At 41.1% G+C, this 23,498-nt stretch carries 16 protein-coding genes; 8 read left to right on the top strand and 8 right to left on the bottom strand.

Features of this window, described 5'->3' with window-relative positions; translation table 11 throughout:
- The first annotated feature begins 674 nt into the window (after positions 1-674).
- Together GJB62_RS13850 and GJB62_RS13855 are read left to right on the top strand one after the other, a co-directional pair.
- Positions 675-6,080 (top strand): ATP-binding sensor histidine kinase, encoded by a 5,406-nt coding sequence (locus tag GJB62_RS13850; protein WP_114083416.1) that lies wholly within the window; start codon positions 675-677, stop codon positions 6,078-6,080.
- Between the two features lie 217 nt (positions 6,081-6,297).
- On the top strand, positions 6,298-6,978 hold the full coding sequence (locus tag GJB62_RS13855) for a RibD family protein (RefSeq protein WP_114083415.1): 681 nt from the start codon (positions 6,298-6,300) through the stop codon (positions 6,976-6,978).
- Between the two features lie 237 nt (positions 6,979-7,215).
- Here GJB62_RS13855 and psbA read toward each other — a convergent pair whose 3' ends face one another.
- The 4 genes from psbA to GJB62_RS13875 all read right to left on the bottom strand — a co-directional run bounded on the left by psbA (position 7,216) and on the right by GJB62_RS13875 (position 11,343).
- Entirely contained in the window at positions 7,216-8,298 is a 1,083-nt protein-coding gene (gene psbA / locus GJB62_RS13860) for a photosystem II q(b) protein (RefSeq protein WP_159402515.1), read from the bottom strand.
- 206 nt (positions 8,299-8,504) lie between these two features.
- Positions 8,505-9,179 carry a DUF2834 domain-containing protein gene (locus GJB62_RS13865; protein ID WP_114084545.1) on the bottom strand — a complete coding sequence of 225 codons (675 nt, stop codon included), beginning with the start codon at positions 9,177-9,179 and terminating at the stop codon, positions 8,505-8,507.
- Positions 9,180-9,433: 254 nt separating this feature from the next.
- Positions 9,434-10,564 (bottom strand): heat-inducible transcriptional repressor HrcA, encoded by a 1,131-nt coding sequence (gene hrcA / locus GJB62_RS13870; protein ID WP_114084544.1) that lies wholly within the window; start codon positions 10,562-10,564, stop codon positions 9,434-9,436.
- A gap of 446 nt (positions 10,565-11,010) precedes the next feature.
- The gene (locus GJB62_RS13875; protein WP_114084543.1) at positions 11,011-11,343 is read right to left on the bottom strand and encodes a rhodanese-like domain-containing protein; all 333 of its coding nucleotides are present in this window, start codon (positions 11,341-11,343) and stop codon (positions 11,011-11,013) included.
- A 157-nt stretch (positions 11,344-11,500) separates the two neighbouring features.
- On the opposite strand from GJB62_RS13875, the gene GJB62_RS13880 reads away from it, so the two are divergent.
- The 3 genes from GJB62_RS13880 to cysE all read left to right on the top strand — a co-directional run bounded on the left by GJB62_RS13880 (position 11,501) and on the right by cysE (position 15,147).
- A complete protein-coding gene (locus GJB62_RS13880; RefSeq protein WP_114084542.1) occupies positions 11,501-13,159 on the top strand; it encodes a DUF3352 domain-containing protein in 1,659 nt (552 codons plus the stop codon).
- A gap of 514 nt (positions 13,160-13,673) precedes the next feature.
- Positions 13,674-14,165 carry a hypothetical protein gene (locus GJB62_RS13885; protein WP_114084541.1) on the top strand — a complete coding sequence of 164 codons (492 nt, stop codon included), beginning with the start codon at positions 13,674-13,676 and terminating at the stop codon, positions 14,163-14,165.
- A 217-nt stretch (positions 14,166-14,382) separates the two neighbouring features.
- On the top strand, positions 14,383-15,147 hold the full coding sequence (cysE, locus tag GJB62_RS13890; RefSeq protein WP_114084540.1) for a serine O-acetyltransferase: 765 nt from the start codon (positions 14,383-14,385) through the stop codon (positions 15,145-15,147).
- A gap of 228 nt (positions 15,148-15,375) precedes the next feature.
- Here cysE and GJB62_RS13895 read toward each other — a convergent pair whose 3' ends face one another.
- Positions 15,376-15,960, bottom strand: a complete 585-nt coding sequence (locus GJB62_RS13895) for an Npun_F5749 family FMN-dependent PPOX-type flavoprotein (protein ID WP_114084539.1) — start codon at positions 15,958-15,960, stop codon at positions 15,376-15,378.
- A gap of 168 nt (positions 15,961-16,128) precedes the next feature.
- Here GJB62_RS13895 and GJB62_RS13900 point away from each other — a divergent pair, with 168 nt between their 5' ends.
- A complete protein-coding gene (locus tag GJB62_RS13900; protein WP_114084538.1) occupies positions 16,129-17,481 on the top strand; it encodes an ATP-binding protein in 1,353 nt (450 codons plus the stop codon).
- Entirely contained in the window at positions 17,438-19,120 is a 1,683-nt protein-coding gene (locus GJB62_RS13905; protein WP_114084537.1) for a tetratricopeptide repeat protein, read from the top strand. The genes GJB62_RS13900 and GJB62_RS13905 overlap by 44 nt, the downstream gene beginning before the upstream one ends.
- Positions 19,121-19,560: 440 nt before the next feature.
- Here the strand turns inward: GJB62_RS13905 and GJB62_RS13910 are convergent, their stop codons facing one another.
- From GJB62_RS13910 to GJB62_RS13920, 3 genes are all read right to left on the bottom strand, one after another.
- A complete protein-coding gene (locus GJB62_RS13910) occupies positions 19,561-19,704 on the bottom strand; it encodes a hypothetical protein (RefSeq protein WP_159402516.1) in 144 nt (47 codons plus the stop codon).
- A 217-nt stretch (positions 19,705-19,921) separates the two neighbouring features.
- The gene (locus GJB62_RS13915; protein ID WP_012411987.1) at positions 19,922-20,764 is read right to left on the bottom strand and encodes a tetratricopeptide repeat protein; all 843 of its coding nucleotides are present in this window, start codon (positions 20,762-20,764) and stop codon (positions 19,922-19,924) included.
- A 367-nt stretch (positions 20,765-21,131) separates the two neighbouring features.
- Positions 21,132-22,052 (bottom strand): ribonuclease D, encoded by a 921-nt coding sequence (locus tag GJB62_RS13920; RefSeq protein WP_114084536.1) that lies wholly within the window; start codon positions 22,050-22,052, stop codon positions 21,132-21,134.
- Between the two features lie 465 nt (positions 22,053-22,517).
- Between GJB62_RS13920 and GJB62_RS13925 the strand changes: the two genes are divergently transcribed.
- Complete coding sequence (locus GJB62_RS13925; RefSeq protein WP_114084535.1) at positions 22,518-22,976, top strand: BON domain-containing protein; 459 nt, start codon at positions 22,518-22,520, stop codon at positions 22,974-22,976.
- The last annotated feature ends 522 nt before the right edge of the window (positions 22,977-23,498 follow it).

Genomic DNA, 23,498 nt, shown 5'->3' on the forward strand with positions numbered 1-23,498 from the left:
GGACTAGCCCTTTCAAGGTAGGTAAAAATATTCCTCTTTAATCTTTTTACTCTGTGTTCTCTGTGCCTCTGTGGTTAGAAAAATTACTTTTAAACCGCAGAGGCACAAAGAGCGCAGAGAGAGAAAAAAGAGATTTTACCAGTCACCTTGAAAGGGCTAGTCCTATACTTGTTGGATTTGGGGGAAAGGTTTTGTATTTTACCTTTCCCCTTTTCCGACAAGAGTGCAAAAAGCACTTTTGCAAGAAGTGGAATCATGGGATCAGAAAATCGGGCACAGATAGCGATCGCTATCTGCTACAAAAAGGATTAAATATTCGCTGCGAGAATCAAGATTTGGGAGTAGTCAAAGCCAAGAAATCCCTTTACCAAAAAGGGGAAAAGGGCAAAGGGTAAGGGGGAAAGGAAAGGATAAAGAACTTTTCCCCACAAGGTATAAAGCCCCTATTTTTAAATAGGTCGAATAAAAAAGAAGATTTTTAAGACACGCAGTGCGATAACTTAGCAGTGCGGAGCCGCTCCGCCTCCGATCCATATTTGAAACCCCTGCTTTTAAGTTACTGGTTCCCTTTCCCCTTTTCCCTTTCCCCCTTTCCCTTGCTTCATCTTAATCTCTGACTGATGGGGCGGATCTGGGAACACTAAATGCTAAGGTCTTAAAAATTCAAAAGAATTATGATTAGTAGTGTAGTTACCATTCCCGGCTATCAAGTCAGCGAAGAACTCTACAACGGTTCTAGAACCCTAGTTTATCGAGCAGTTCGAGAGAGTGACCAACAGCCTGTAGTCATCAAGCTGCTGAAAAATCCTTATCCCAGCTTCAGCGAACTAGTACAGTTTCGCAATCAATACGCGATCGCTAAAAATCTCAACTCACCCTCGATCGTCCAAACTTACAGCCTGGAACCTTACCAGAATGGTTATGCGCTCGTAATGGAAGACTTTGGGGGAATTTCTTTGAAAACGGAGATGGGCGCAAAGCAACATTCACTTAGGGAATTTTTGCCCCTGGCTATATCTCTGTGTGAAACCTTAGATATTCTAATTCGCAATCGCATTATTCATAAAGATATTAAACCTGCCAATATTCTGATTAATCCAGAAACAAAACAAGTTAAATTAATCGATTTTAGTATTGCATCCCTATTGCCAAGAGAAACTCAAACTTTAATCAGTCCCAACGTATTAGAAGGAACACTTGCTTATATTTCCCCAGAACAAACTGGACGAATGAATCGGGGAATTGACTATCGCACAGATTTTTATTCTTTGGGTGTAACTTTTTACGAACTACTGACAGGGGAATTACCATTTAAATCAGAAGATGCGATGGAATTAGTACATTGTCATATTGCGAAAGTACCGCCTTTCTTGCATCAGATAAATCCAGAAATTCCATCTGTACTAGCAGAAATTATCAAAAAATTGATGGCGAAGAATGCAGAAGAACGCTATCAGAGTGCATTGGGACTGAAGTATGATTTAGAAAAGTGCTTGGTTCAATTGAAGGAAACAGGCAAAATTGAGACTTTTCCAATTGCTCAACGGGATATGTGCGATCGCTTTATTATCCCCGATAAGCTCTATGGCAGAGAAGCAGAAATAGAAACCCTACTCAACGCATTTGAGCGCGTCAGTAAAGGGACAACCGAAATGATGCTAGTAGCAGGCTTCTCTGGAATTGGGAAAACTGCGGTTGTCAACGAAGTTCATAAACCGATTGTTGGGAAACGTGGTTATTTTATCAAAGGCAAATATGACCAATTTAATCGCAATATTCCCTTGAGTGCCTTTGTGCAAGCCTTCCGGGATTTAATGGGGCAATTATTGAGTGAAACCGATACCCATTTACAACAGTGGCAGGATAAAATTATCACAGCTTTGGGTGAAAATGCTCAAGTTATTATTGAGGTCATCCCAGAACTAAAACGAATTATTGGTTCTCAACCTTTAGGTACAGAACTATCTGGGATGGCGGCTCAAAACCGCTTCAATATGCTGTTTGTGAAATTTATTCAAGTTTTCACTACACCAGAACATCCCTTAGTGATGTTTTTGGATGACTTGCAATGGGCAGATTCAGCATCACTAAAGCTGATGCAGTTGCTGATGGATGAATCCCAGAAGGGCTACTTGTTACTGCTTGGGGCATACCGAGATAATGAGGTCTTCCCCGCACATCCCCTAATGTTGAGATTAGATGAGATAGGCAATACTGGAGCTAAAATTAACAAAATCACACTCAGTCCACTGTGCCAAGTAAGTGTGAATCAATTGCTAGCAGATACCCTCAATTGTCAACCGGAAGTAGCACAACCATTGATGCAATTGGTGTATCAAAAAACCAAAGGTAATCCCTTTTTCACGACTCAGTTTCTGAAGGCACTGCATAAGGATAATTACATTCAATTTAATTCTCAAATTGGGCATTGGGAGTGTGATATTGCCCAAGTTAAGCAACTAGCGCTAACAGATGACGTGGTGGAGTTTATGACACAACTGTTGCAGAAACTAACACCAGCAACTCAGGAAGTTTTGAAACTGGCGGCTTGTATTGGTAATCAATTTGATTTGCACATATTGGCAATTGTTTATCAACAATCCCAAACCGAAACCGCCGCCGCATTATGGGAAGCATTAGAGTTCGGCTTGATTTTGCCAACTAGCGAAGTTTATAAGTTTTATGCAGGGCACGAAAATCAAGCAACTAATCAAGAAATCGCTCATTCTGTAACATATAAATTTCTGCACGATCGTGTTCAACAAGCCGCATACTCACTGATTCATGAAGATCATAAACAGACAACCCATGTTAAAATCGGTCGCCTGTTGTGGCAAAATACCCCGGAAGCTGAACTAGAAAATCAGATTTTTGCGATCGCTAATCAGCTAAATATTGGGCTTGAACATTACCATCAACCTACAGAACGTCATGAACTCGCACAGTTAAATCTCATGGCTGGAAAAAAGGCAAAAGCTTCAACTGCATACAGTTCAGCAATTGCTTATCTGAAAACAGGTATCCAGTTACTACCATTTAACCCTTGGGAATCTGACTACAATCTGACCTTAAGCTTGTATAGCGAAGCCACCGAAACCAGTTTTCTATGTGGCGAAATTGACGCAATGGAAGATTTCGCCCAGGAAATTTTACAACACGCAAAAGCGATCGCTGATACAGCTAAAGTTTATGAGGTAAAAATTGAAGCTTACATAGCACAAGGAAAATTTTTACTCGCTATCGATACAGGTATGCAATTTTTGCAGTTGCTGGGCATTGAGTTCCCTCAAGAACCAACGGCATCAGATTTTGTTCTGGCTTTGCAAGAAACTGAAGCTAGCTTAAGTGGCAAAACAGTTGCTGAATTGGTTGATTTGCCAGAAATGCAGAATCCAGAATTACGTGCAGCCTTGCGTGTTTTAGTTAAAGTGACAACTCCTGCTTATATGGCAAAACCTGAACTTCATCGTTTGGTGGTGCTGAAGAAAGTTGCTCTTTCTGTAAAATACGGAAATACTTCCGCTTCTGCCTTCGCTTACTCAGGGTATGGACTCATGCTTTGTGGTCAACCAGGCGGTATCTCAACAGGTTATGAATTTGGGAAGTTAGCCTTGCAACTGCTGTCCAAGTTTCAAGATCGGGAACACGAAGCAAGAGTCCTCGTAGTCGTTCATCTTTGTGTCGCCCATTGGAAAGAGCCTGTAACAGCAATGCTCCAGCCATTACTACAAGCTTATACCAGTGGGTTAGATAGTGGAGATTTGATTTATGCTAGTTACGCTGTCCACCTTTATTGCTTGCAAGCTTACATTGCTGGTCAAGAATTAACCAAATTAGCTGATGAATTAGCGATTTATGGGGCAGCAATAGAAAAAATTAACCAAAAACACACACTCAATTACAACAATATTTACTACCAAGTAGTCTTGAATTTAATCGAGTCAAAAACTACTCCTTGGGAATTAGTTGGCGCAGCCTACGATGAAAGGTCAATGCTGACTTTACATGAGCAAAGTAATGATGGCGCTGCTTTGTGGCATTTCTTTGTCAACAAATTGATGCTTTCTTATCTGTTTCAAGCATTGGATTTGGCAGTGGAATATGCTGCCAAAGCCAAACAATATTCCGGTTCAGGATATGCTACGGTGAATCTTCCAATATTGAACTTTTATGATTCGCTGCTGCAACTGGCTTTATTTCCGACATCGCCAGCCGAAGAACAACAGAGAATTTTACAGCAGGTAGCAGAAAATCAGGACACGATGCAACAGTGGGCAAATTATGCACCCATGAATCATCTGCATCGATTCCAGTTGGTGGAGGCAGAAAAGTATCGGATACTGGCACAAAAAACCGCAGCAATGGAATTTTACGACCTTGCCATTGCTGGAGCAAAAAAAAATGGCTACATCCAAGAAGCAGCACTTAGCAATGAACTGGCTGCCAAATTCTACCTCGACTGGGGCAAAGAAAAAGTTGCCCAAGCATACATCGAACAAGCTTACTACTCCTATGCCCGTTGGGGTGCAAAAGCCAAACTAGAAAATTTAGAACGACGTTACCCAGAACTTCTGCGAGTGATTGTGCAACAGAAAAACCTCAAACTCAATTCGCAAGAAACACTATGTCATACTGTCATATCCAGTACCTCTAATCATTCCTCAACCCAGATATCAAGTTCATCTATCAGCGTTAATTCGGCGCTGGACTTTGGATCTGTTTTTAAAGCCTCCCAAGCAATCTCTACCGCAATTCACTTAGATCAATTAATCCAGACGCTAACTCAGATTATTCTCGAAAATGCTGGCGCTGATCGGTGTGCGTTAATTCTCTTTCAAGATGGGTCATGGCAAGTGCGGGCGATCGCTACCTTAGAAGGTACTATGCTGCAAACAGCACCTTTAGATAATCATCCTAGTGTTCCAGTCAAACTGATCCAGTATGTAAAAAACACTCTAGAAACAGTTGTAATTGACGATCTCAAAACCCATCTGCCTAGTGTGATTGGGGAATATATGCGCCAGCATCAACCCAAAAGTGCGCTGTGTATGCCAATTCGGAATCAGGGGCACTTACTGGGGATTTTGTATTTAGAAAATCAGCTAACAATGGGTGCATTTGTGGGCGATCGCCTAGATGTACTCCAATTATTAACCACTCAAGCGGCGATTTCCCTCGAAAATGCCCTACTCTACAATACTCTAGAGCAAAAAGTAGAGCAGCGTACCCAAGAAATCTACAGCAAAAATCAGCAATTGTCGCATACTCTCCAGGAATTACAACAAACCCAAGCCCAATTGATTCATGCTGAAAAAATGTCGAGTTTAGGGCAAATGGTTGCTGGCATTGCCCATGAAATTAATAACCCAGTCAACTTTATCGCCGGCAATATTAGCCATCTAAAAAATTATTTCCAGGACTTGCTAACTGGTATTAGGCTCTATCAACATCAATATCCACAACCTACTACTGAAATTCAAACTTATTTCCAGGAAAAGGATTTAGATTACACAATCAAAGACGTACCAAATCTAATAGATTCAATAGAACAGGGTAGTCAACGCATTCAAAATATTGTCTTATCTCTGCGAAATTTTGTCCGCCTTGATGAAGCAGATATCAAAGCCGTAAATATTCATGAGGGAATTGAGAATACTTTGTTAATTCTGCAACATCGACTCACTAAAATTGCCATCATCAAAAACTATACCGATCTTCCAAAAGTGAGTTGTCACGCTAAACAAATCAATCAGGTAATCATGAATGTCTTGAATAACGCTATTGATGCCTTAAATGAAGCAAAAATCACAACTCCTACTATTACAATTCGTACCGAACTGAGCAATTCTCTAACCAAGAGTGTGAGCATTTGCATTGCCGATAATGGAACTGGAATTTCTGATGAAATGCAAAAACAAGTATTTGACCCCTTCTTTACAACAAAAACTGTCGGTAAAGGAACGGGATTAGGACTGACCGTAGCTTACTCTATTATGTCAACTCATGGCGGACAAATTAACGTCCTTTCTAAGTTAGGACAGGGGACAGAATTTGAGATTATTTTACCTGTCCAAGAATAAAGGTGGCAGACAATACGGTTCGGATAAGGGAGTTCCAGTTAAAAAATATCCAGGGTCAAAACGCTTGCCAGATAAGGAGGTGACGGATAGCGCGGACACAGCCATTCTAAGAATTTCATATTGCCTCAGTGACTAATTTTCCCCTTTATACTCCATTGGGGATTCATGGCAAAGAATTCAAAAAGATAAAATTATAAAGAACTGTCAGAACGTAATCATGTCAGCTATCCAAACAACTGTAGTTATTGCCATGACGGTCGATGGAAAGATTAGCTCCGTAGATCCTCAAGCAGGCGGTAATCCTGATGCAGCCGATCAAGCACACGTAGAGTATGAAGTCTCACTTGCTGATCTAATCCTGGTAGGAGCAGGAACGATTCGGGCTGGAGACGTAATTTTTTCAATTCGCAATCCCGAATTATTAGCAGCGCGCGAGGCTCGGGGTCAGTCTCGCCAGCCTATTATTTGTGTTGTCTCAGGTTCCCTTGACCTATCGCTGGACTCCCCTTTTTTGAGCGAGGACATTGAGCGATGGATATTTACGACACGGACTGGTTTGGAGCGCAGTTCTGATACAACAAGTTTGCAAAAACTGGCTGAATTAATTGATTTGGGAGATACAGACCTGGACTGGAATCGAGCCTACAGCTTGATGGCAGAGCGCGGTATTCACAAGGTCGTTGCTTTAGGAGGAGGCTATTTAACAGCATCTCTAGTAAAGGCTGGGCGAATTGACGATTGGTGGTTGACAATCTGGCCCGTCATTTATGGAGGAAAGGACGCTCCCACCCCGGTGGAGGGAGAGGGTTTTATTTCCACTGCTGCTCCTCATCTGGAACTCATCGAAACTCGTCAAGTTGGAAGTGAGTTGTTTTTACACTACCAGACGATCAAGTAAGAATGCGCTGTCATAATTAAGCTAACGCGCCTACATATTGCAATATTTTCCGTGTAGACCGTCATTTGTCATTTGTCATTTGTCATTTGTGTTTACCAAGGACAAAGGACAATTGACAAAGGACAACCTCACCAGTTGATGTGCAATCTTATTTGCGTAACAGCTTACAACTAAAAAGCGCCCTCCCGAAGTGGGAGAGCGCTTTCTTATTTAGCTAATAGAGTTAATGCTTGAGAATTAACCGTTGATAGCAGGAGCAGAAAGAGCAACAGGAGCAGATTCAGCAGATGCCAAATCTAAGGGGAAGTTGTGAGCGTTACGCTCGTGCATTACTTCCATACCCAGGTTAGCGCGGTTGATTACATCAGCCCAAGTTGCAATCACACGACCTTCAGAGTCAATGATTGATTGGTTGAAGTTGAAACCGTTCAAGTTGAACGCCATTGTGCTTACACCCAAGGCGGTGAACCAGATGCCGATTACAGGCCATGCTGCTAAGAAGAAGTGCAGTGAGCGGCTGTTGTTGAAAGAAGCGTATTGGAAGATTAGACGACCGAAGTAGCCGTGAGCTGCAACGATGTTGTAGGTTTCTTCTTCTTGACCGAATTTGTAACCGTAGTTTTGTGATTCGGTTTCGGTTGTTTCACGAACCAAAGATGAGGTTACTAGTGAACCGTGCATTGCAGAGAACAAACTTCCGCCGAATACACCAGCTACACCTAGTTGGTGGAAGGGGTGCATCAAGATGTTGTGTTCTGCTTGGAACACGATCATGAAGTTGAATGTTCCTGAGATACCCAAAGGCATACCATCAGAGAATGAACCTTGTCCGATGGGGTATACCAAGAAGACTGCGGTTGCTGCTGCAACAGGTGCAGAATAAGCGATCGCAATCCAAGGACGCATACCTAAGCGGTAGGATAGTTCCCATTCACGACCTAAGTAGCAGAATACGCCAATCAGGAAGTGGAAAATTACCAATTGGTAAGGACCACCGTTGTACAACCACTCGTCTAAGGATGCTGCTTCCCAAATTGGGTAGAAGTGCAAGCCGATAGCGTTGGAGGAAGGTACTACTGCACCAGAGATGATGTTGTTTCCGTAGATCAAGGAACCTGCAACTGGTTCGCGGATACCATCGATGTCTACTGGAGGAGCAGCGATGAAGGCGATTACGAAGCAAGCGGTGGCCGCTAGCAAGGTGGGGATCATTACTACGCCGAACCAACCGATGTAGATCCGGTTATTGGTGCTGGTGATCCATTCACAGAATCGATCCCATACGTTGGCGCTTGAGCGCTGTTGTAAGGTTGTTGTCATTGTTTTATAAATGCGATTATTTGCGGATGAATTAGGTAGGTTTGACTACCTGTTACACATCTTAAAGAATTTATTGCGTTTTGTAAAGTACTTTCAGAAAAAACTTTCTGTTGGGATTTACGCACCCGCAACACAAAATCCCCAATCTACTAAAAAAGGGGACTTTGGGTAATACATTTTGGATTGCGACAAACGTACTTTGTTCTTCAATTCACTGCTGGCTGCTTGGATATGGACTCTGTACACACTTCTTGTAAAGGTGGACGCACAGATAAATAAATCAAGGGGCCGAATAGCGGTATCAACGCTATCAACCAGAATATCTGTGGATTTTTCCAACTGCGACGCGCCATATCATCCCCTAGCAAAGCAGGAAATAAGAGACAAAGTAGGGAAAAATCTAAACTCATTACATTGATAAAGCGGTTTGTTTGCCACTGTTGCACAAAATTGCCCCAATCTCCTCCTTTGAAACCGTAGGCAACTAGAAGAACTGTGGCTACAGTCAACACAATCCCAGTCACACGAGAATCTAGCAGCTTGAGTAAGATATTCTTTTTACCAACAAACTGATTATTTGGTTCTCTAAGGACTAAGTAGGGTAACAAGGCAAATATCCCGACTCCAAAAGAGGCAGTAGCAAATAGCCAAGCAGGTATTTTTTGCCCTCTACCATCAATAAACACTACTGCACTGTAGATGAGAGGCCAGATACCCATGAGGTTAAATAGTGCTATTACTAATGGGTTAACGCCTTCCCACTGTCCAGTCGAAAGGTTTTTAATTAAATCGAATGTACCGGGTTGCTCAGGAGGTGCGAGGAAAAAAGCATAAATAACGAATCCTAACCACAGGAAGCCAAAGGCAATTTTTCTAACCATGAAATATTTAAGTAGGATTAATGATTAATTTTGCCACTACAAATTGGGCTATCTACCTGCGATCGCACTATTCATTCCTCTAAACTCGTAGCAGCTTATCCCTAAACATTAAGCTGTTACGCAAATAAGATTGCACATCAACTGGTGAGGTTGTCCTTTGTCAATTGTTCTTTGTCCTTGGTAAACACTTTTGACTAATGACTAATGACGGTCTACACGGAAAATATTGCAATATGTAGGTGCGTTAGCTTCCCTTAAGGATTGAAATAACTGAAGGCTTCCGAGAGGTAATCAGCAGCAGATGCCACAACTGCGATCGCACTTTCATAATCTAAGCGCGTTGGCCCCAAAACTCCCACACTTCCTACAGGTATTGAACCTCGGCGATAGTTCGAAGAAATCAAAGTACAGGTGCGTATCGGTTCTAATGGATTTTCTGCGCCAATGCGAACCGTTACCCTTGACTTACCAGCATCCTCCGGTTCTGGTTCCTCAAATATTAATCGCCATAGTTGGTCTTGTTCTTCTTCCAGCAGGTGGATAATCGTTTGTACCTGCTGTAACTGGGAAAATTCTGGCTGGCGCAAAACTTCTGACACACCCCGAACCATAATTTGTGTTGCAGTCGGCGCAAGAGTGCGACGAGTCAATTCGGCAACTGAATTTTTCAAGAATTCACCGTAGCGTTGGAATTCCTGATCTAGTTCGCTCCAGTCGAGGTTGGCTAATTCCAACAGACTTCGCCCCCGCAAGTGGGTATTCAAAAAGTTAGAAACAATCTGCAACTCGCGATCGACTACCTCTGAATCTCGTTGTGTCTCTTCTGGTATTGGCGACAAATCCATTAACTTGGAATGTGTCTCATAACCATCGGTAACAACTATTAACATGATTCGCCCAGCTTCAATTTGCACTAATTGCAGATGTCGCAATAGCGCTGTTGTAGTTTGCGGCATAGTTATCAAGCTAATGCAACCACTCAAGGTTGCTAAAATTTGCGCGGCTCCTTGCAGTAGGGTTTCTAAACTCCGATCTTCCCACTGGAGATGCTTTTGTAATGCCATCTCTATTTCTCGCCCTAAAGTTTCTGTCCGCGTAGCGTCTGTCTGCGACACGCTGCGGGAACGCAGAGAAGGTGTAATTAGCTGGTCAACATAAATGCGATAGCCTGAATCTGAAGGTACACGTCCAGCAGAAGCGTGTGGTTGGTAGAGTAATCCAGATTTTTCTAAAACGCCCATCACATTGCGAATTGTGGCTGAACTTACACCCAGGTCGTACTCTTCGCCCAAAGCCTTTGAACCAACAGGCTCTGCCGTAGCAATGTAGTGACGTACCGTTGCCCAAAGTATATGCTGTTGCCGATTTGTTAACTGGACTTCCATAGGATATGTTTTGCTAGAGGCAAATTTTAATCAAAGTCTGGAGAAATTTCTGGATTTGATTTAAACAAGGAATATTAATAATTTATTAAGATAACAAATTATACAATTATATTGTGATAATTAATTTTAAGGTTCGTGTACATTATTCTTGAAAAGTGCGCTCTCAATAGAATCTAGGCTTTGCATCAAAAGCTAAGAGTTTGAATTTACAAGATTCTTTTCTGCCTTATTTTTGCATAATTCTACACTTAGAAAAGTATTGTTGTATACGTATTTTTGCGGCTATTGCAGCTAAGATTAGGGTCGAAAAATTGCGTAAGTTGTGTAGCCAGTGGAGAAAGTTACAAACATTTCTGGCTAGTCCCTGAACTAATTTAGTGCTATTTTCACAATAGCAAAAGCCAGATGGAATTAAGTTCCATCTGAGTAATGCACCTAAACACAAGCTAATACTGGGGAATTGAATGGTCTACTAAGATGGAGTAAGCATCAATACCACCCGAAATATTTTGCACATTTGTAAAACCTTGAGCAATTAACCACTGACACATCTGGGCAGAGCGAATACCGTGGTGGCATAGCACAAGGGTTTCAGCTTCAGGATTGAAGAGGGTAGGTATTTCATGTCCCCACTCAGCAAATTGACTCAAGGGTAGGTTGACAAAGCCCTCAATGTTAGCGATCGCCAATTCTTCTGGTTCTCGGACATCTACTAGCTGTATACTTCCATCACCAGAGGAAAGACGTTGTGCCAGTTCTTTTACACTAATCTGGTTCATGGGTTGACTAAAAGAATTCCCTATAAACAGTCCTAATCTTATTTATGGTGACAGAAAATCTCTGCCTTTGCATGAGTATCGATTCTCAAGAAGGCTGATAAATTCTGCTAGGCTTTCTGCTTAAATGGCTGTAAACCGTCTTTTTTAAAGGTTTAATGTGAATAGTCAACGTTCATTTATCGGTTTTATCGTAGCAGGTGCGATCGCATTGCTAATTGCGATCGCTGGCTTTTACTGGTTTTTCACCAAAAGTCCGGCTAACCTCATTGCTTCTACCTCTGAGCCTGGTGCAGCCATATTCGTATCGAAACTCTCGCCAGCAATGGTTTCACTGCTGACGAATCCCGATCGGTTGCAGGCGTTGGAACGTGAAGAGGAACTATCTAAACTCAAAACCAGTTTATTCGCCAAAAGTGGCATAGATTATAAACAAGACGTTCAACCCTGGTTAGGGAATGAAATTACATTAGCTATCACCACCTTAGATATTGATCGCGATCCAGAAAACGGACAGCAGCCAGGATATCTGTTAGCACTAGCAACCAAGCAACCGGAGAAAAGCCGTGAGTTTGTCGAGTTGTTATTTTCCAAACGAGCCTTATCTGGGGCAACCTTAGCTGTTGAAGAATATAAAGGCGTAAAGCTGATTTCTGACAATTCCCAACCAGAGAAGGATTTGCTTGCAGGTGCAGTTGTTGGTGAAGGCTTTGTATTGTTTGCCAACGATCCGAAAGTCTTGAAAGACGCGATTAATAACGTCCAAGCGCCCGATCTGAATTTGACTAGCTCCCCCGAATACCAAAAAGCTACTAAAGAACTGCCCAAAGGAGGTTTAGCTGTAGCGTTCTTAAATCTTCCCGTTGTAGCAAAATGGCAAGGCTTAGAATTGTCAGAACAACTTTATAACAGTGAAATTATTTCTCTGGCGTTGAATCCCAAAGGATTGCTAGCAGAAACGACCTTTTTGACTTCATCAGAAATTCTCACTCCATCTGCAACACTATCTAAACCTGTAGGAGCATTGCAGTATGTTCCAGCGTCGGCAGGTTTGGCAATTTCTGGCTCAAATTTGAGTAATTTGGGCGAGAGCGATTTAGCCAAACTCTGGAGACAAGCAACAGCTAGTATATATGGTTCTGGGGAAGATGTGGTTTCTCGGTTAGCCAAACCTTTAGTAGATGTTCAAAAACAGTGGGGAATAAACTTACCAGAGGATATTTTTAGTTGGGTACAGGGAGAATATGCGATCGCATTGTTACCTGAGAAAGAGCAAACAACCCCTCATTGGATTTTTGTGGTAGAAAAATCTGAGAGCGTAGAACAAGGTATTGCTCGTTTGGATGCGATCGCATCATCCAATGGACTCAGCATTAATCCCCTGACTATAGATAAGCAAAAAGTCTCCGCTTGGACAGAGTTAACTACGGCGGCTAAAAAAAGTGATCCTAAAGAAGGAGCATCTTTCAGTATTGAAACAAAAGTGCGGGGATTGCATACAACTTTAGGAAATTACGAAATTTTCACTTCTGACTTAGAAACGATAAATGAAATTCTCACAACCAAGGATAATTCCTTAATTGACAATCCCAATTTCCAAGATAGTATTGCTGCAATTCCCTTACCAAACCAAGGCTATATATATCTTGACTGGACAAAGAGCCAGAATTTGTTAGAGCGTCAAGTACCGATTCTCAAGCTAGCAGAAGTCTTAGGTAAACCGTTTTTTGATAATCTGCGATCGCTCACAGTTAGCAGTTATGGAACTGACACGCGATCGCTCAAAGGTGGCGTTTTCTTCCAACTCAAGAATTCATGAGATTTTCATAAAAGCTCAAGTGCAGAAGGTTAAAAATTATTTTATCTTCTGCCTTTTTCTGTTCCGTAAGATTTTCGTAAATTTACTGTATTATTTGCTATTTAAATCGTCTGTTAAGAGGATGTTTGAAAAGTATTTTTGGTAACATCAAAGCCTCAGAAACCTAACCCCCCTAGCCCCCCTCCTTCCCTACAAGGGAATGGGGGTTTCAAAGCCTCTCTCCGTTTCGGAGAGGGGTTTTTGGTATACTTTACGACTTTTCAAACAACCTCTAAGGGTTTTCTTTAAGAGATAAGATCCTGCGTCCAACAGAGGTAATCACATCCAAATTAGAAGTTGAGGAATTGTAGCTGCTGTTTATATCAAGAGGCAGCCTAGCAATTAGCTGTTTGCTTTAAAAACCCTTCATTGTGGCACATTTTAATGTGGCACAACCAACTGAAATTTCACTGGAATTTTTTCATTAGAATATGTATATATCATTACTAATTTAACAGCCTGTTGGAGGGCTACTATGAAATTTTGTCGCCCCCGACTTGAGTTTAGCGGCGGCTGGTTGTTGGCTATACTTGCCACCATCACAGCTACACCTGTAATCGCAGAGACAGCAGCGAATTTTGGTACTTTTACTGTGTCAACATCTAATCCAGCACAAGGAACAGTGCAGGGGTTTACAGGTGGTTCTTACTCATTGTCTGCCATAAGTAACCGCGATCGCGACCAAAAAGCCTGTATTGGTTTTGCTGATCCTAATCCAGATCACATTATGGTTTTGGAAAATGACTTTTCCCAGCTAACAATCAAAGTCGATAGCAACAATACCGACACAACTTTACTCATTCAAGGCCCAGATCAAAATACGATTCGCTGCGGCGATGATACTGGCAAAAGAAAAGATGCTAGCGTTAGCGATCGCAACTGGAAAAGAGGTACTTATCGGATTTGGGTAGGTACATTTAATTCTGGGGTCAAGCGTGATTATACTCTGGCAGTGGAGCAGCAGTGAAGTGGGGAAGAAGCAAGGGAGCAGAGGAGTGTGGGGGGTAAGACTTCTTCCCCATCCTCCCACACCTCCCACACCTCCCACACCCCTTGGATTTCTCACTTGTGAGAAATCCAGGCTAATGCCCAATTCCCAATTCCCAATTCCCAATTCTTATGTGCAACACCTGAGACGATAATATGGGAGAGTAGCTTGTTGTGCTTTCCGAGGGTGCTATCTCGTGCTATCTATACTGCGTGCTGACTTTCGTATCATATTTGAACGTGACCCAGCTGCTCGTAACTGGTTGGAAGTTTTATTTTGTTACCCTGGTTTGCAAGCCCTGCTATTCCATAGGCTGGCTCACTGGTTGTACGCTCTTGGTCTTCCCTTTTTTCCTCGCCTAATTTCTCACTTGGCTCGGTTTTTGACTGGAATTGAAATCCACCCTGGTGCAGCGATTGGAAAAAGTGTGTTTATTGACCACGGTATGGGTGTAGTAATTGGTGAAACTGCGATCGTGGGAGACTATGCCCTAATTTATCAAGGTGTCACCCTTGGAGGTACTGGTAAAGAATGTGGCAAACGCCATCCAACTGTGGGTGAAAACGTCGTAGTCGGGGCTGGGGCAAAGGTACTGGGCAATATCCAAATTGGTAATAATGTTCGTATTGGCGCTGGGTCTGTTGTTCTAAGGGATGTACCTTCAGACTGTACTGTGGTAGGGGTGCCTGGGCGCATCATGTATCGTTCTGGAGTTCGGGTTTCACCTCTTGAACACAATAACTTACCAGATTCAGAAGCTCAAGTAATTCGTGCTTTAGTAGACCGGATTGAGGCGTTGGAAGAACAAATACAAACTCTTCAGCGTACCAATTCTTCAGAAAAAACTCCTGTTTTAGTGGGTTGTTTAGCCACCAAAGAGGATGAGCCAACCCACGATTCTCGCTGGTGTAACCTCAAAGATAAGACCATCCAGCAATTTCTAGATGGTGCTGGCATTTAGTTAAAATTCAAGGGTTAAGGGTCAATCTTTAGCCCTTTGAAGGTGACTCGTAAAATCTCTTATTTTTTCTCAGCGATCTCTGTACCTCTATGGTTTAAAAGTATTTTTTCTAACCACAGAGGCGCAGAGGACACAGAGTATAGATATAGAGCTTAAAGAGGAATCTATTTAGCAAAATTTTTACGCACCTTGGAAGGGGTACGGTCAATCTATTGACTCTTGGCTAAATCACGGATTAATTGCTTCGCTAGACCACTCTTGCTGGTCATTACGGTGGTAAAGACATCGATTTTGTGGTTCGCCGCGTAATTCTAAATGGTCTACTTGCACCGGATCTAGTAGCAGGAGACAAAAATTAGAAAGTGGCTCAATAGGATCGGGTGGTGATGGCTCAAAGGCTCCTGCTTCTTTGATTCTGGGTTTACCAGGATAGGGCCAACCAAACTGTAAACGCGCCGCATCACTTAATTCTTGCCACATTGCAATTCGGGCTGGCTGTAAATCTTGGTGAGAATCATCACTGCTGATTAGGGTCAAATCGCCAGCCATGCGGAATTGTTCTCGTGTATTGGGGAAGTACCAGCAAATTTCTGCCCAAGGTTGTTGCTGTATTTGGTCGGCTTTGGCGCTACGAGTATCGGTGATAAATCTTAGCTGGTTTGTATCTTCCAGGAAGCCGCGAAAGACTAGGGTACGATTAGCGGGGCGGCCATTGGGTTGCACTGTTGCTAGTTGCAGGTAACGGGCATAAACAAGGCTGCGGTTGCGATGGAGTGCATGAGCGATCGCACCTCGCCAAGGAGCAAGAGACATTATACAATTCTGTTGGTAATTTAGCGCCAGGTATTCTTGAACATACTACCACTTCAATACTCTTGGTTGAGCGCCAGTGATTCCTAAAAGTTCTCTAACGCTAAGAAGCTTTAAGATTCCAGTGCTGTAAAATATGTATATATAAATTCTTCATATAAATAACATCTGATGAGTTTCTTACCCGCTAATCGTGCTAATACCCTCAAAGCTGCTTTTCGTGTTTGTGATGTAGCTCCTTTAGTGAGTAATAGAGATATTGAACGTTATTATGTTAATTTATCAAAAGTCCGCAAGACAGAAGCAATTAATACTATTAAAAAACGCTTAGATTTTCTGGAACCCGCAGAATTTTGCAGTCTTCTATTTACTGGACATCGGGGATGCGGTAAAAGTACAGAATTAAGAAAGATTCAGCAAGAATGGGAATCTCAATATAAAGTTATTTATATAGAAGCAGACGCTGAACTAGATATATTAGACGCAGAATACACAGATTTATATTTGGTAATTATTAAAAAAGTTGCTGATGTCCTATACACATCGGAATTAAATTTTGATGCAAAACTTTTAACTAATTTTGAGTCTTGGTTTAAAGAAATTACTCAAGAAACCGAACAAACAGTTGAAAGGTCAGCAAGTATCAGTGCTGAGGCTGAAGCAGGAATAAAAATTCCCTTTCTTTCAAAGTTATTGGGTAAAATACAGGCTCAAATTAAAGGCGCTGACATACAAAGAAGAACGGTTCGCCAGAATTTACAAAAAGATATTGGTCGTTTACAAGCAGATATAAATTTGTTGTTAGGTGATGCTTTCGTCAAGCTTAAATTAAAATACCCTGAATATGAAAAAGGATTTTTAATTATTTTCGATAACTTAGACAGAGTGCCTCCAAATGTAGCTAAACATTTATTTTGTGATTACGCATTTCAATTGCAAAGTCTACATTGTACGATTATCTACACAGCACCAATTTCTATTGTCTATTCTGAAAATAACTTGAGTAACACTTTCGACACACCCAATATTGTGCCGATGGTCAATATATATGAGTTTGAACAAGATAAAAACGATCTAGCTCATAATGATGATGGTATAACAGCAATTACGAGTTTAATTGAACAAAGAGTTGAAGTAGACGCAGTGTTTGAATCGCGTCAACTATTGGTAGATTTAGCCAAAGCAAGCGGCGGTCACATCCGTCAATTGATGCAAATAGCATCAAAAGCATTTATTACAGCAGCAACTCGCGATCACGAGAAGGTTACTGCTGATGATATCACTTATGCGATTAAGCAAGAGCAGTTTAATTTTGAGCGGAGTATATCAACAGAATACTATTCTGCTTTGGCTGCGGTATATCTCAACAAGGATGTTTCTAAAGATGAAATCGGCAGGTTAATGCTGTTCAGTCTTTGGGTTTTTGAGTATAACGGCAAAAATCGCTGGAATTATGTTAATCCAGTTGTGAGGCAAATCCATGCTTTCCAAGAAGCAGTTAAATCAGCGACAAGTAACCCCTGAGTTGAATTTAGAAAAAGACACTTTTGTGCAAATAAATCAGCAGTCATTAGCAGAACTTTTAACCTTTATTGATTTTGCTGACACTCAGTTAACGATTGGGTTCGTTGCTGTTAATTTTGCTGAAGATAGAAATACTTTAATTGAAATCCTCAAGAATCATCCTCAATGTCATGAGATTCAGTTTGAAATTCTCAATTTTGCCGATCCTAATTTGCGTTTTTTAAGGGATGAGATTATTCATGATTTAAAAGAAATTCATTTAAAACCAGATAAAAAATTAGTATTAATTGTTATCGGTTTAGAAAAATCTATTGGTTTATCTGGAGAATATCCGCCTGTACTGCAAGACTTGAACTTTGTCCGAGACGCTTTTACTAATAGTGTTCCTCACCCTATACTGATATTTCTGCCAGATCATGCCCTAACACGTTTAGCAAAATATGCCCCAGATTTTTGGGCATGGAGAAAAGGAGTATTTTATTTTAAAACAGTCGAGTCTACTCAAGAGTTGGCTATTGAAAAAACTATTCAGTCGGAGAGAATATTAGGAAGTTTAGATTTACCAGAAAGGCAAGAGCGGATTGATTTACTTGAGCGCTTGCTAATGGAAGAATCAACTGATATACGCACCCACATTACTATTTCAAAGGAGTTAGGGGTTGCTTACAGGAGTATTGGTGAGGCGAAAAAAGCAGAAGATTTTTTGCTACAAGCTTTAAAGTTAACTGAAGACGATGAAAATTTAGCAGGAATCAAAGCTAGCGTTCTCCACGAACTGGGTTACATATATCATGATTTGGGAGAATGGGAAAAAGCGATCGCACTCTATAATCAGTCTTTGGAAATAACTGAACGCATTGGTGATGTCCAAGGCAATGCAGCGACGTTGTATGAACTGGGACGTATCTACGCCAACAAAGGGGAAGTGGATGAAGTGATCCCACTCTTCAATCAGTCTTTGGAAATAACTGAACGCATTGGTAATGTCCAAGGAAAAGCGGCGACGTTGCACCAACTGGGAATTCTCTACGCCGAAAAAGGGGAAGTGGATGAAGCGATCACATTCTACAATCGGTCTTTGGAAATAAATGAACGCATTGGTAATGTCCTAGGGAAAGCGGCGACATTGCACCAACTGGGAATTCTCTACGCCGACAAAGGGGAAGTGAATGAAGCGATCACATTCTACAAGCAGTCTTTGGAAATAAATGAACGCATTGGTAATGTCCTAGGGAAAGCGGCGACATTGCACAATCTAGCAGGTATCTACGCCAATGAAGGGGAAGTGTATGAAGCGATCACACTCTACAATCAATCTTTGGAAATAAAAGAACGCATTGGTAATGTCCAAGGCAAAGCGGCGACGTTGCACCAACTGGCAGGTATCTACGCTAACAAAGGGGATGTGGATGAAGCGATCGCACTTTTCAAGCAGTCTTTGGAAATAAATGAACGCATTGGTGATGTCCAAGGCAAAGCAATGACTTTGTGGTGGTTAGGAGGTTTGGCAGAAAAACAGGGTGAATACAGTAAAGCGATATCCTATTTGCAACCAGCTTTAGAGATTTTGCAGGGATTGAAGTCACCGGATGCTGAAAGTGTGAGTGCAAGTCTTGATAGGGTAATGGGTAATTCGTAATTCGTAATTCGTAATTACAGCACCAAAAGATTTTTTATCTCACGCAAAGGCGCAAAGAAGAACGCGAGAGTGTTTTCTTAATAAATGAAAATTGCTGTAATGAGTTTTTGATACTCGTAAACGAGTCTTTTATACTCGCGCGAGAGTCTTTGATACGCGTGAATGAGTCTTTGATACTCGCGGACGAGTCTTTTCTACTCGTGAATGAGTCTTTTATACTCATGGACGAGTCTTTGATACTCATAAATGAGTCTTTGAACTCCGTTAATGAACCTCGGAGCTTCGTTCGTGAACCTTTGAGCTTCGTTGATGAACCTCGGAGCTTCATTTGTGAACCTCGCAATGTTGTTCGGTGAAGGCAAAAGACGCGATAAATCGCGTCTTCGTGATTATGGGATTTATTTCATTAATAGATTTTGATAGCAATTTAGGTGAGAGAATCAGGATCTATGCCGAGCGATCGCCAAAAGCGCTTTAAGTAAACCAGGAATCAAATCTTGTAATTCATTATCCACGGGGGTATCGTCAGAGTCAGGTAGCTCTTCAGATGAGGGCAAACAAGCTAATGGATCGTAATTTAGCATGATTGATTTCCCGTTCCTCAGTTATTAGTTATTAGTACATCTTTATTTTATTAATCAATCTTGATGGTAATTTAGATAAAAGAATCAGGATCTATGGCGAGCGATCGCAACCGTTCAGTTAGCAATTAGACACGTTGTTTGTCTTGCTGGGGTTATTGAGCGTATTTCATCTTTGCTTCTGGTGTTAAAAACCGACTCCTGCCCCCTGTCCTTTTGCCTACTGTCTCAGTTCTTTGATGTTTTTCATCACTTGTTGGTATAAGTCGTTGTTACCCTGGCTTTGAAAAATGCTCGCTGCTTTTTCTAAATCCTTGAGTGCCCCCTGTCTATCTCCATTGGTGGCGCGGGCATTTCCTCGGTTATTGTAGGCAGGGGCAAAGTTAGGGTTAAGACGAATGGCTTGATTGTAATCTGCGATCGCACCCTTTGGATCTCCATTGGCAGCACGAGCATTTCCTCGGTTATTATAGGCGATCGCATATCTGGGATTAAGGCGAATCGCTTGACCGAGATCGTCTATTGCCCCTTTTCTGTCTCCATTGGCGGCGCGGGCATTTCCCCGGTTGTTGTAGGCTTCGGCGTAGTTGGGATTAAGGCGAATCGCTTCACTATAATCTTTAACTGCTTCTCTGTTACCTTCTAGTGAGGCGCGGGCATTGCCCAAGTTATTGTAAGCTTCTGCGTCGTTAGGGTTGATGCGGAGGGCTTGATTGTAATCTGCGATCGCTTTTTCTTTGTCTCCCAAATCAAAATAGGCTAATCCCCGGCCGTTGTAGGCTGCGCCATATTGAGAGTTTTGACTAATTGCCTTACTATAGGATGCGATCGCAGCTTGTAAATCACCGTTTAAATGTTGATTCTTTCCCTGAAGATAGAATTCCCCACCTCTGGATGCTGTAGCTGAACGACGACTAGGTGTACTAACTCCTATTTCTGTCACCAAAACACTGTCATTCTTGCTACAAGAAACACTGCTAATTGCTGTCAATGTAGTAAAAATAGCTATAGTAAATACTTGATTTACCCTTGTTCGCTTTTGTCTAAATAAACGCCGTCTCATAATTTAATATAAACTGCCATAACACCTGAACGTAATTAGTACCAAAATCTAGATTTTAATTCTTTAACTCAATGGTTATTCTAACTTTTGATAGACGTTTCAAGTCAATTAACAAATTTACCAGATATTCAATATATTTATTTAATAGTTATATTAAGGGAAAGATTTAAATTATAAAGTATAAAAATTGTCAGTTCGGCTCTTTGTTATTGTCATCTGTCTACTTCTTGGCAATGGATTTCTGAGCAGAAAGCTACTCTAGCTCATGTTTTTTAAGATACTTTTTGAAAAAAATATATTTGAAATCTTAAGATTTGCTATAAACAATAACTCCATAATTTATGACATTTGTAGCCTTATGGACAATTTACTCATCTTCTGTTTCAGTCTCTTGAGCTTTGGGAGTTAGCCGCCAAGAGGTAGTTTTTTCAATATCTACAGACAATTGTTCTAGATTTGTCCCTAAATCTTTTTGGAGTTTCTGAGTTAGCGTGATGGGAAAATCTAAATCAATATCTTGGGTTTGTGCTAGCCTAGCCAATTCTGAAAAAGTCGCTTTGACTGTAGTGCGATCGTAACTTGTCAGTTTATGAGAAGAAGTTTCAGATATATTCTGAGCTTGCATCGCTTTTTTCATGCGTTCTTGCAAATGCTCAAATTCTGAATTCAACAACTTCCATTGTTGCTCAAGTTGTGAGTATCTAGTACTTAGTGAGATTAAATCTTCCGTTGCGGGTTCGGGGTTGGCTTTGGCTTGTAAACCTAATAAATTTGAGTGGATTTGAGCAAGATAAATACAATCTAGATAAGCATACTCTATCTGTTCTTCAGTCAGGGGGCGTTTTCCCCAATCGCTGGTTTGCTCTTGTTTATCGATATTGTTAAAGCTACAAAGTGCTGTAGCTATGGTTTTGAGTTGATAGTTAGGTAATGGCAAAATATGGTAGGGAATTTTTTTTGCCATTTCTAAAGTGCAGGTAATATTTTTAGCTTTCTTGTTACCGAGAAATTTTAGATCATAACTGGCATTGTGAAAAACTTTTTCAATGGCAGAATTTATCATAATTTTTTGAATAAATTCAGCTATGATATTAGGTTGGTCTAGCACATCTAAAAGATAGACGCGATCGCCACTCATATCTTGAGGATTATCTAACACCTGAATCAGCGATAGTCTAGGATTACGACTTTTATAGTCAGCTACTTCTGTATCGATCCACAGTGTTTTGACATTGGTGTATTCAGCGACAATATCACTAATTTCGCTGGCAGAAGTGAGGTAGGGCATTGGCTGATATTTCCTGAATATTTAGGGCATTGTAAGTAAGCCATAGTTTTCTAAAGTAACATTTTGTTGGTAATTTTGCTGGCACAGGATTGCACAAACATGAAGTTTTGAGCTGTATAGGCGGAGACATCGCCAAACTGACTCAAATCTGATAACATCGATTCACTACTTTAAGGCTGCATAGTTTATCATTGGAAAAGCTCCTCAGCATCTACATTAAATTCATAGGAGCTACAGGCCGTATATACAGGTATCTTGGTTAGCAACCGTCAATAAAATTGAATTGGTGCTTCTCAAAAATGGCTGCAAAATCTTAGCCTAAACAAATCGTTCAAGTTTCAATTTCCAGTAACCTGAGTAATTGCTTGACACTTTTGCTACTTCACATTTAATTGCTTTTTAACATCTGCTCCTCACCATGACACACAAATTAATTGCTTTCAGTAATCAATTCGGAGATAGATAATGAAAAAGCTAATTCTATTAATCGTTAGTAGCATTTTGGTAGTTGGTACTTTTGGCTGCCAAGAGGCTCCTAAAACTGGTTCGGAAACTCCTAGCACTACTAATGAAGCTGCTCAAGTACCAGCAAAACCTGCTTCTCAGATAAATGAAGCTGCCAAAGTTCCAGGAATACAAACAACTCCTTTAGCAACTAGCACAGATACTAAAGTTAAAGTCGGTTCTGAAAAAACGGCAGCAACAAAAGTTAAGAGCGACTTAAAAACTGAAGTTAGCAACAAGTTGAACAAAGGCTTACCAGGCAATAAGTTACAGGTTGAAAACAAAGAGGGTGAAATTATCCTCAAAGGCACAGCGACTTCTGCTGAAGAACTTAAGAAAGCTGAAACTTTAGCTAAGGAAGTTCAAGGTGTGAAGACAGTGAAGGTGGAAGCAAAAGTTGAAGCTGTGAAAAAGCCATAAAAGAATAACTGAAGTTCTCAGTTAACATCGGCATGAAAGCCAAACAGGGACTTACACAAATGTAAGTCCCTGTTTTTTATTTGCTCAAATTTAAGTTATACAACTCTATTAGTTTGTCAAGGAAGTTCGTAGTAAAGACTAGTACAACAGGGCGGAAATAAACCACCCATTCTAAATTAATGAAATCCTTACGCTGTATTCATTTTTAATTTTTAATTTTTAATTCCGCCTTGCGGTACTAGCCCTTTCAAGGTGACTCGTAAAATCTTTTATTTTTTCTCAGCGTTCTCCGTGCCTCTGCGGTTCAATAGTATTTTTTCCAACCACAGAGGCGCAGAGGGCACAGAGTATAGAGCTTAAAGAAAAATTTATTTACCAAAATTTTTACGTACCTTGAAAGGGCTAGTAGTAAAGACTAAACTCCTTGCAATATTGTGCGTTTCTATAAGATTCTCCTTACTAACTCGCGTTCTTTGCGCCTCTGTGGTAGCCTGCGACAAGCTGCTCATCTACGATAATCCT

The organism is Nostoc sp. ATCC 53789 (genome assembly GCF_009873495.1).
In the GTDB taxonomy this organism is placed as follows: Bacteria; Cyanobacteriota; Cyanobacteriia; order Cyanobacteriales; family Nostocaceae; genus Nostoc; species Nostoc muscorum_A.

Bases quoted from the DNA above. Each gene is read 5' to 3' on its own strand.
- GJB62_RS13920 (WP_114084536.1), bottom strand. From the start codon at position 22,052: ATGCCCTACCTCACTTCTGCCAGCGAAATTAGTGATATTGTCGCTGAA.
- hrcA (WP_114084544.1), bottom strand. From the start codon at position 10,564: ATGGAAGTCCAGTTAACAAATCGGCAACAGCATATACTTTGGGCAACG.
- GJB62_RS13850 (WP_114083416.1), top strand. From the start codon at position 675: ATGATTAGTAGTGTAGTTACCATTCCCGGCTATCAAGTCAGCGAAGAA.
- GJB62_RS13925 (WP_114084535.1), top strand. From the start codon at position 22,518: ATGAAAAAGCTAATTCTATTAATCGTTAGTAGCATTTTGGTAGTTGGT.
- GJB62_RS13865 (WP_114084545.1), bottom strand. From the start codon at position 9,179: ATGGTTAGAAAAATTGCCTTTGGCTTCCTGTGGTTAGGATTCGTTATT.
- psbA (WP_159402515.1), bottom strand. From the start codon at position 8,298: ATGACAACAACCTTACAACAGCGCTCAAGCGCCAACGTATGGGATCGA.
- GJB62_RS13915 (WP_012411987.1), bottom strand. From the start codon at position 20,764: ATGAGACGGCGTTTATTTAGACAAAAGCGAACAAGGGTAAATCAAGTA.
- GJB62_RS13885 (WP_114084541.1), top strand. From the start codon at position 13,674: ATGAAATTTTGTCGCCCCCGACTTGAGTTTAGCGGCGGCTGGTTGTTG.
- GJB62_RS13900 (WP_114084538.1), top strand. From the start codon at position 16,129: ATGAGTTTCTTACCCGCTAATCGTGCTAATACCCTCAAAGCTGCTTTT.
- GJB62_RS13895 (WP_114084539.1), bottom strand. From the start codon at position 15,960: ATGTCTCTTGCTCCTTGGCGAGGTGCGATCGCTCATGCACTCCATCGC.
- GJB62_RS13875 (WP_114084543.1), bottom strand. From the start codon at position 11,343: ATGAACCAGATTAGTGTAAAAGAACTGGCACAACGTCTTTCCTCTGGT.
- GJB62_RS13910 (WP_159402516.1), bottom strand. From the start codon at position 19,704: ATGCTAAATTACGATCCATTAGCTTGTTTGCCCTCATCTGAAGAGCTA.
- GJB62_RS13855 (WP_114083415.1), top strand. From the start codon at position 6,298: ATGTCAGCTATCCAAACAACTGTAGTTATTGCCATGACGGTCGATGGA.
- GJB62_RS13905 (WP_114084537.1), top strand. From the start codon at position 17,438: ATGCTTTCCAAGAAGCAGTTAAATCAGCGACAAGTAACCCCTGAGTTG.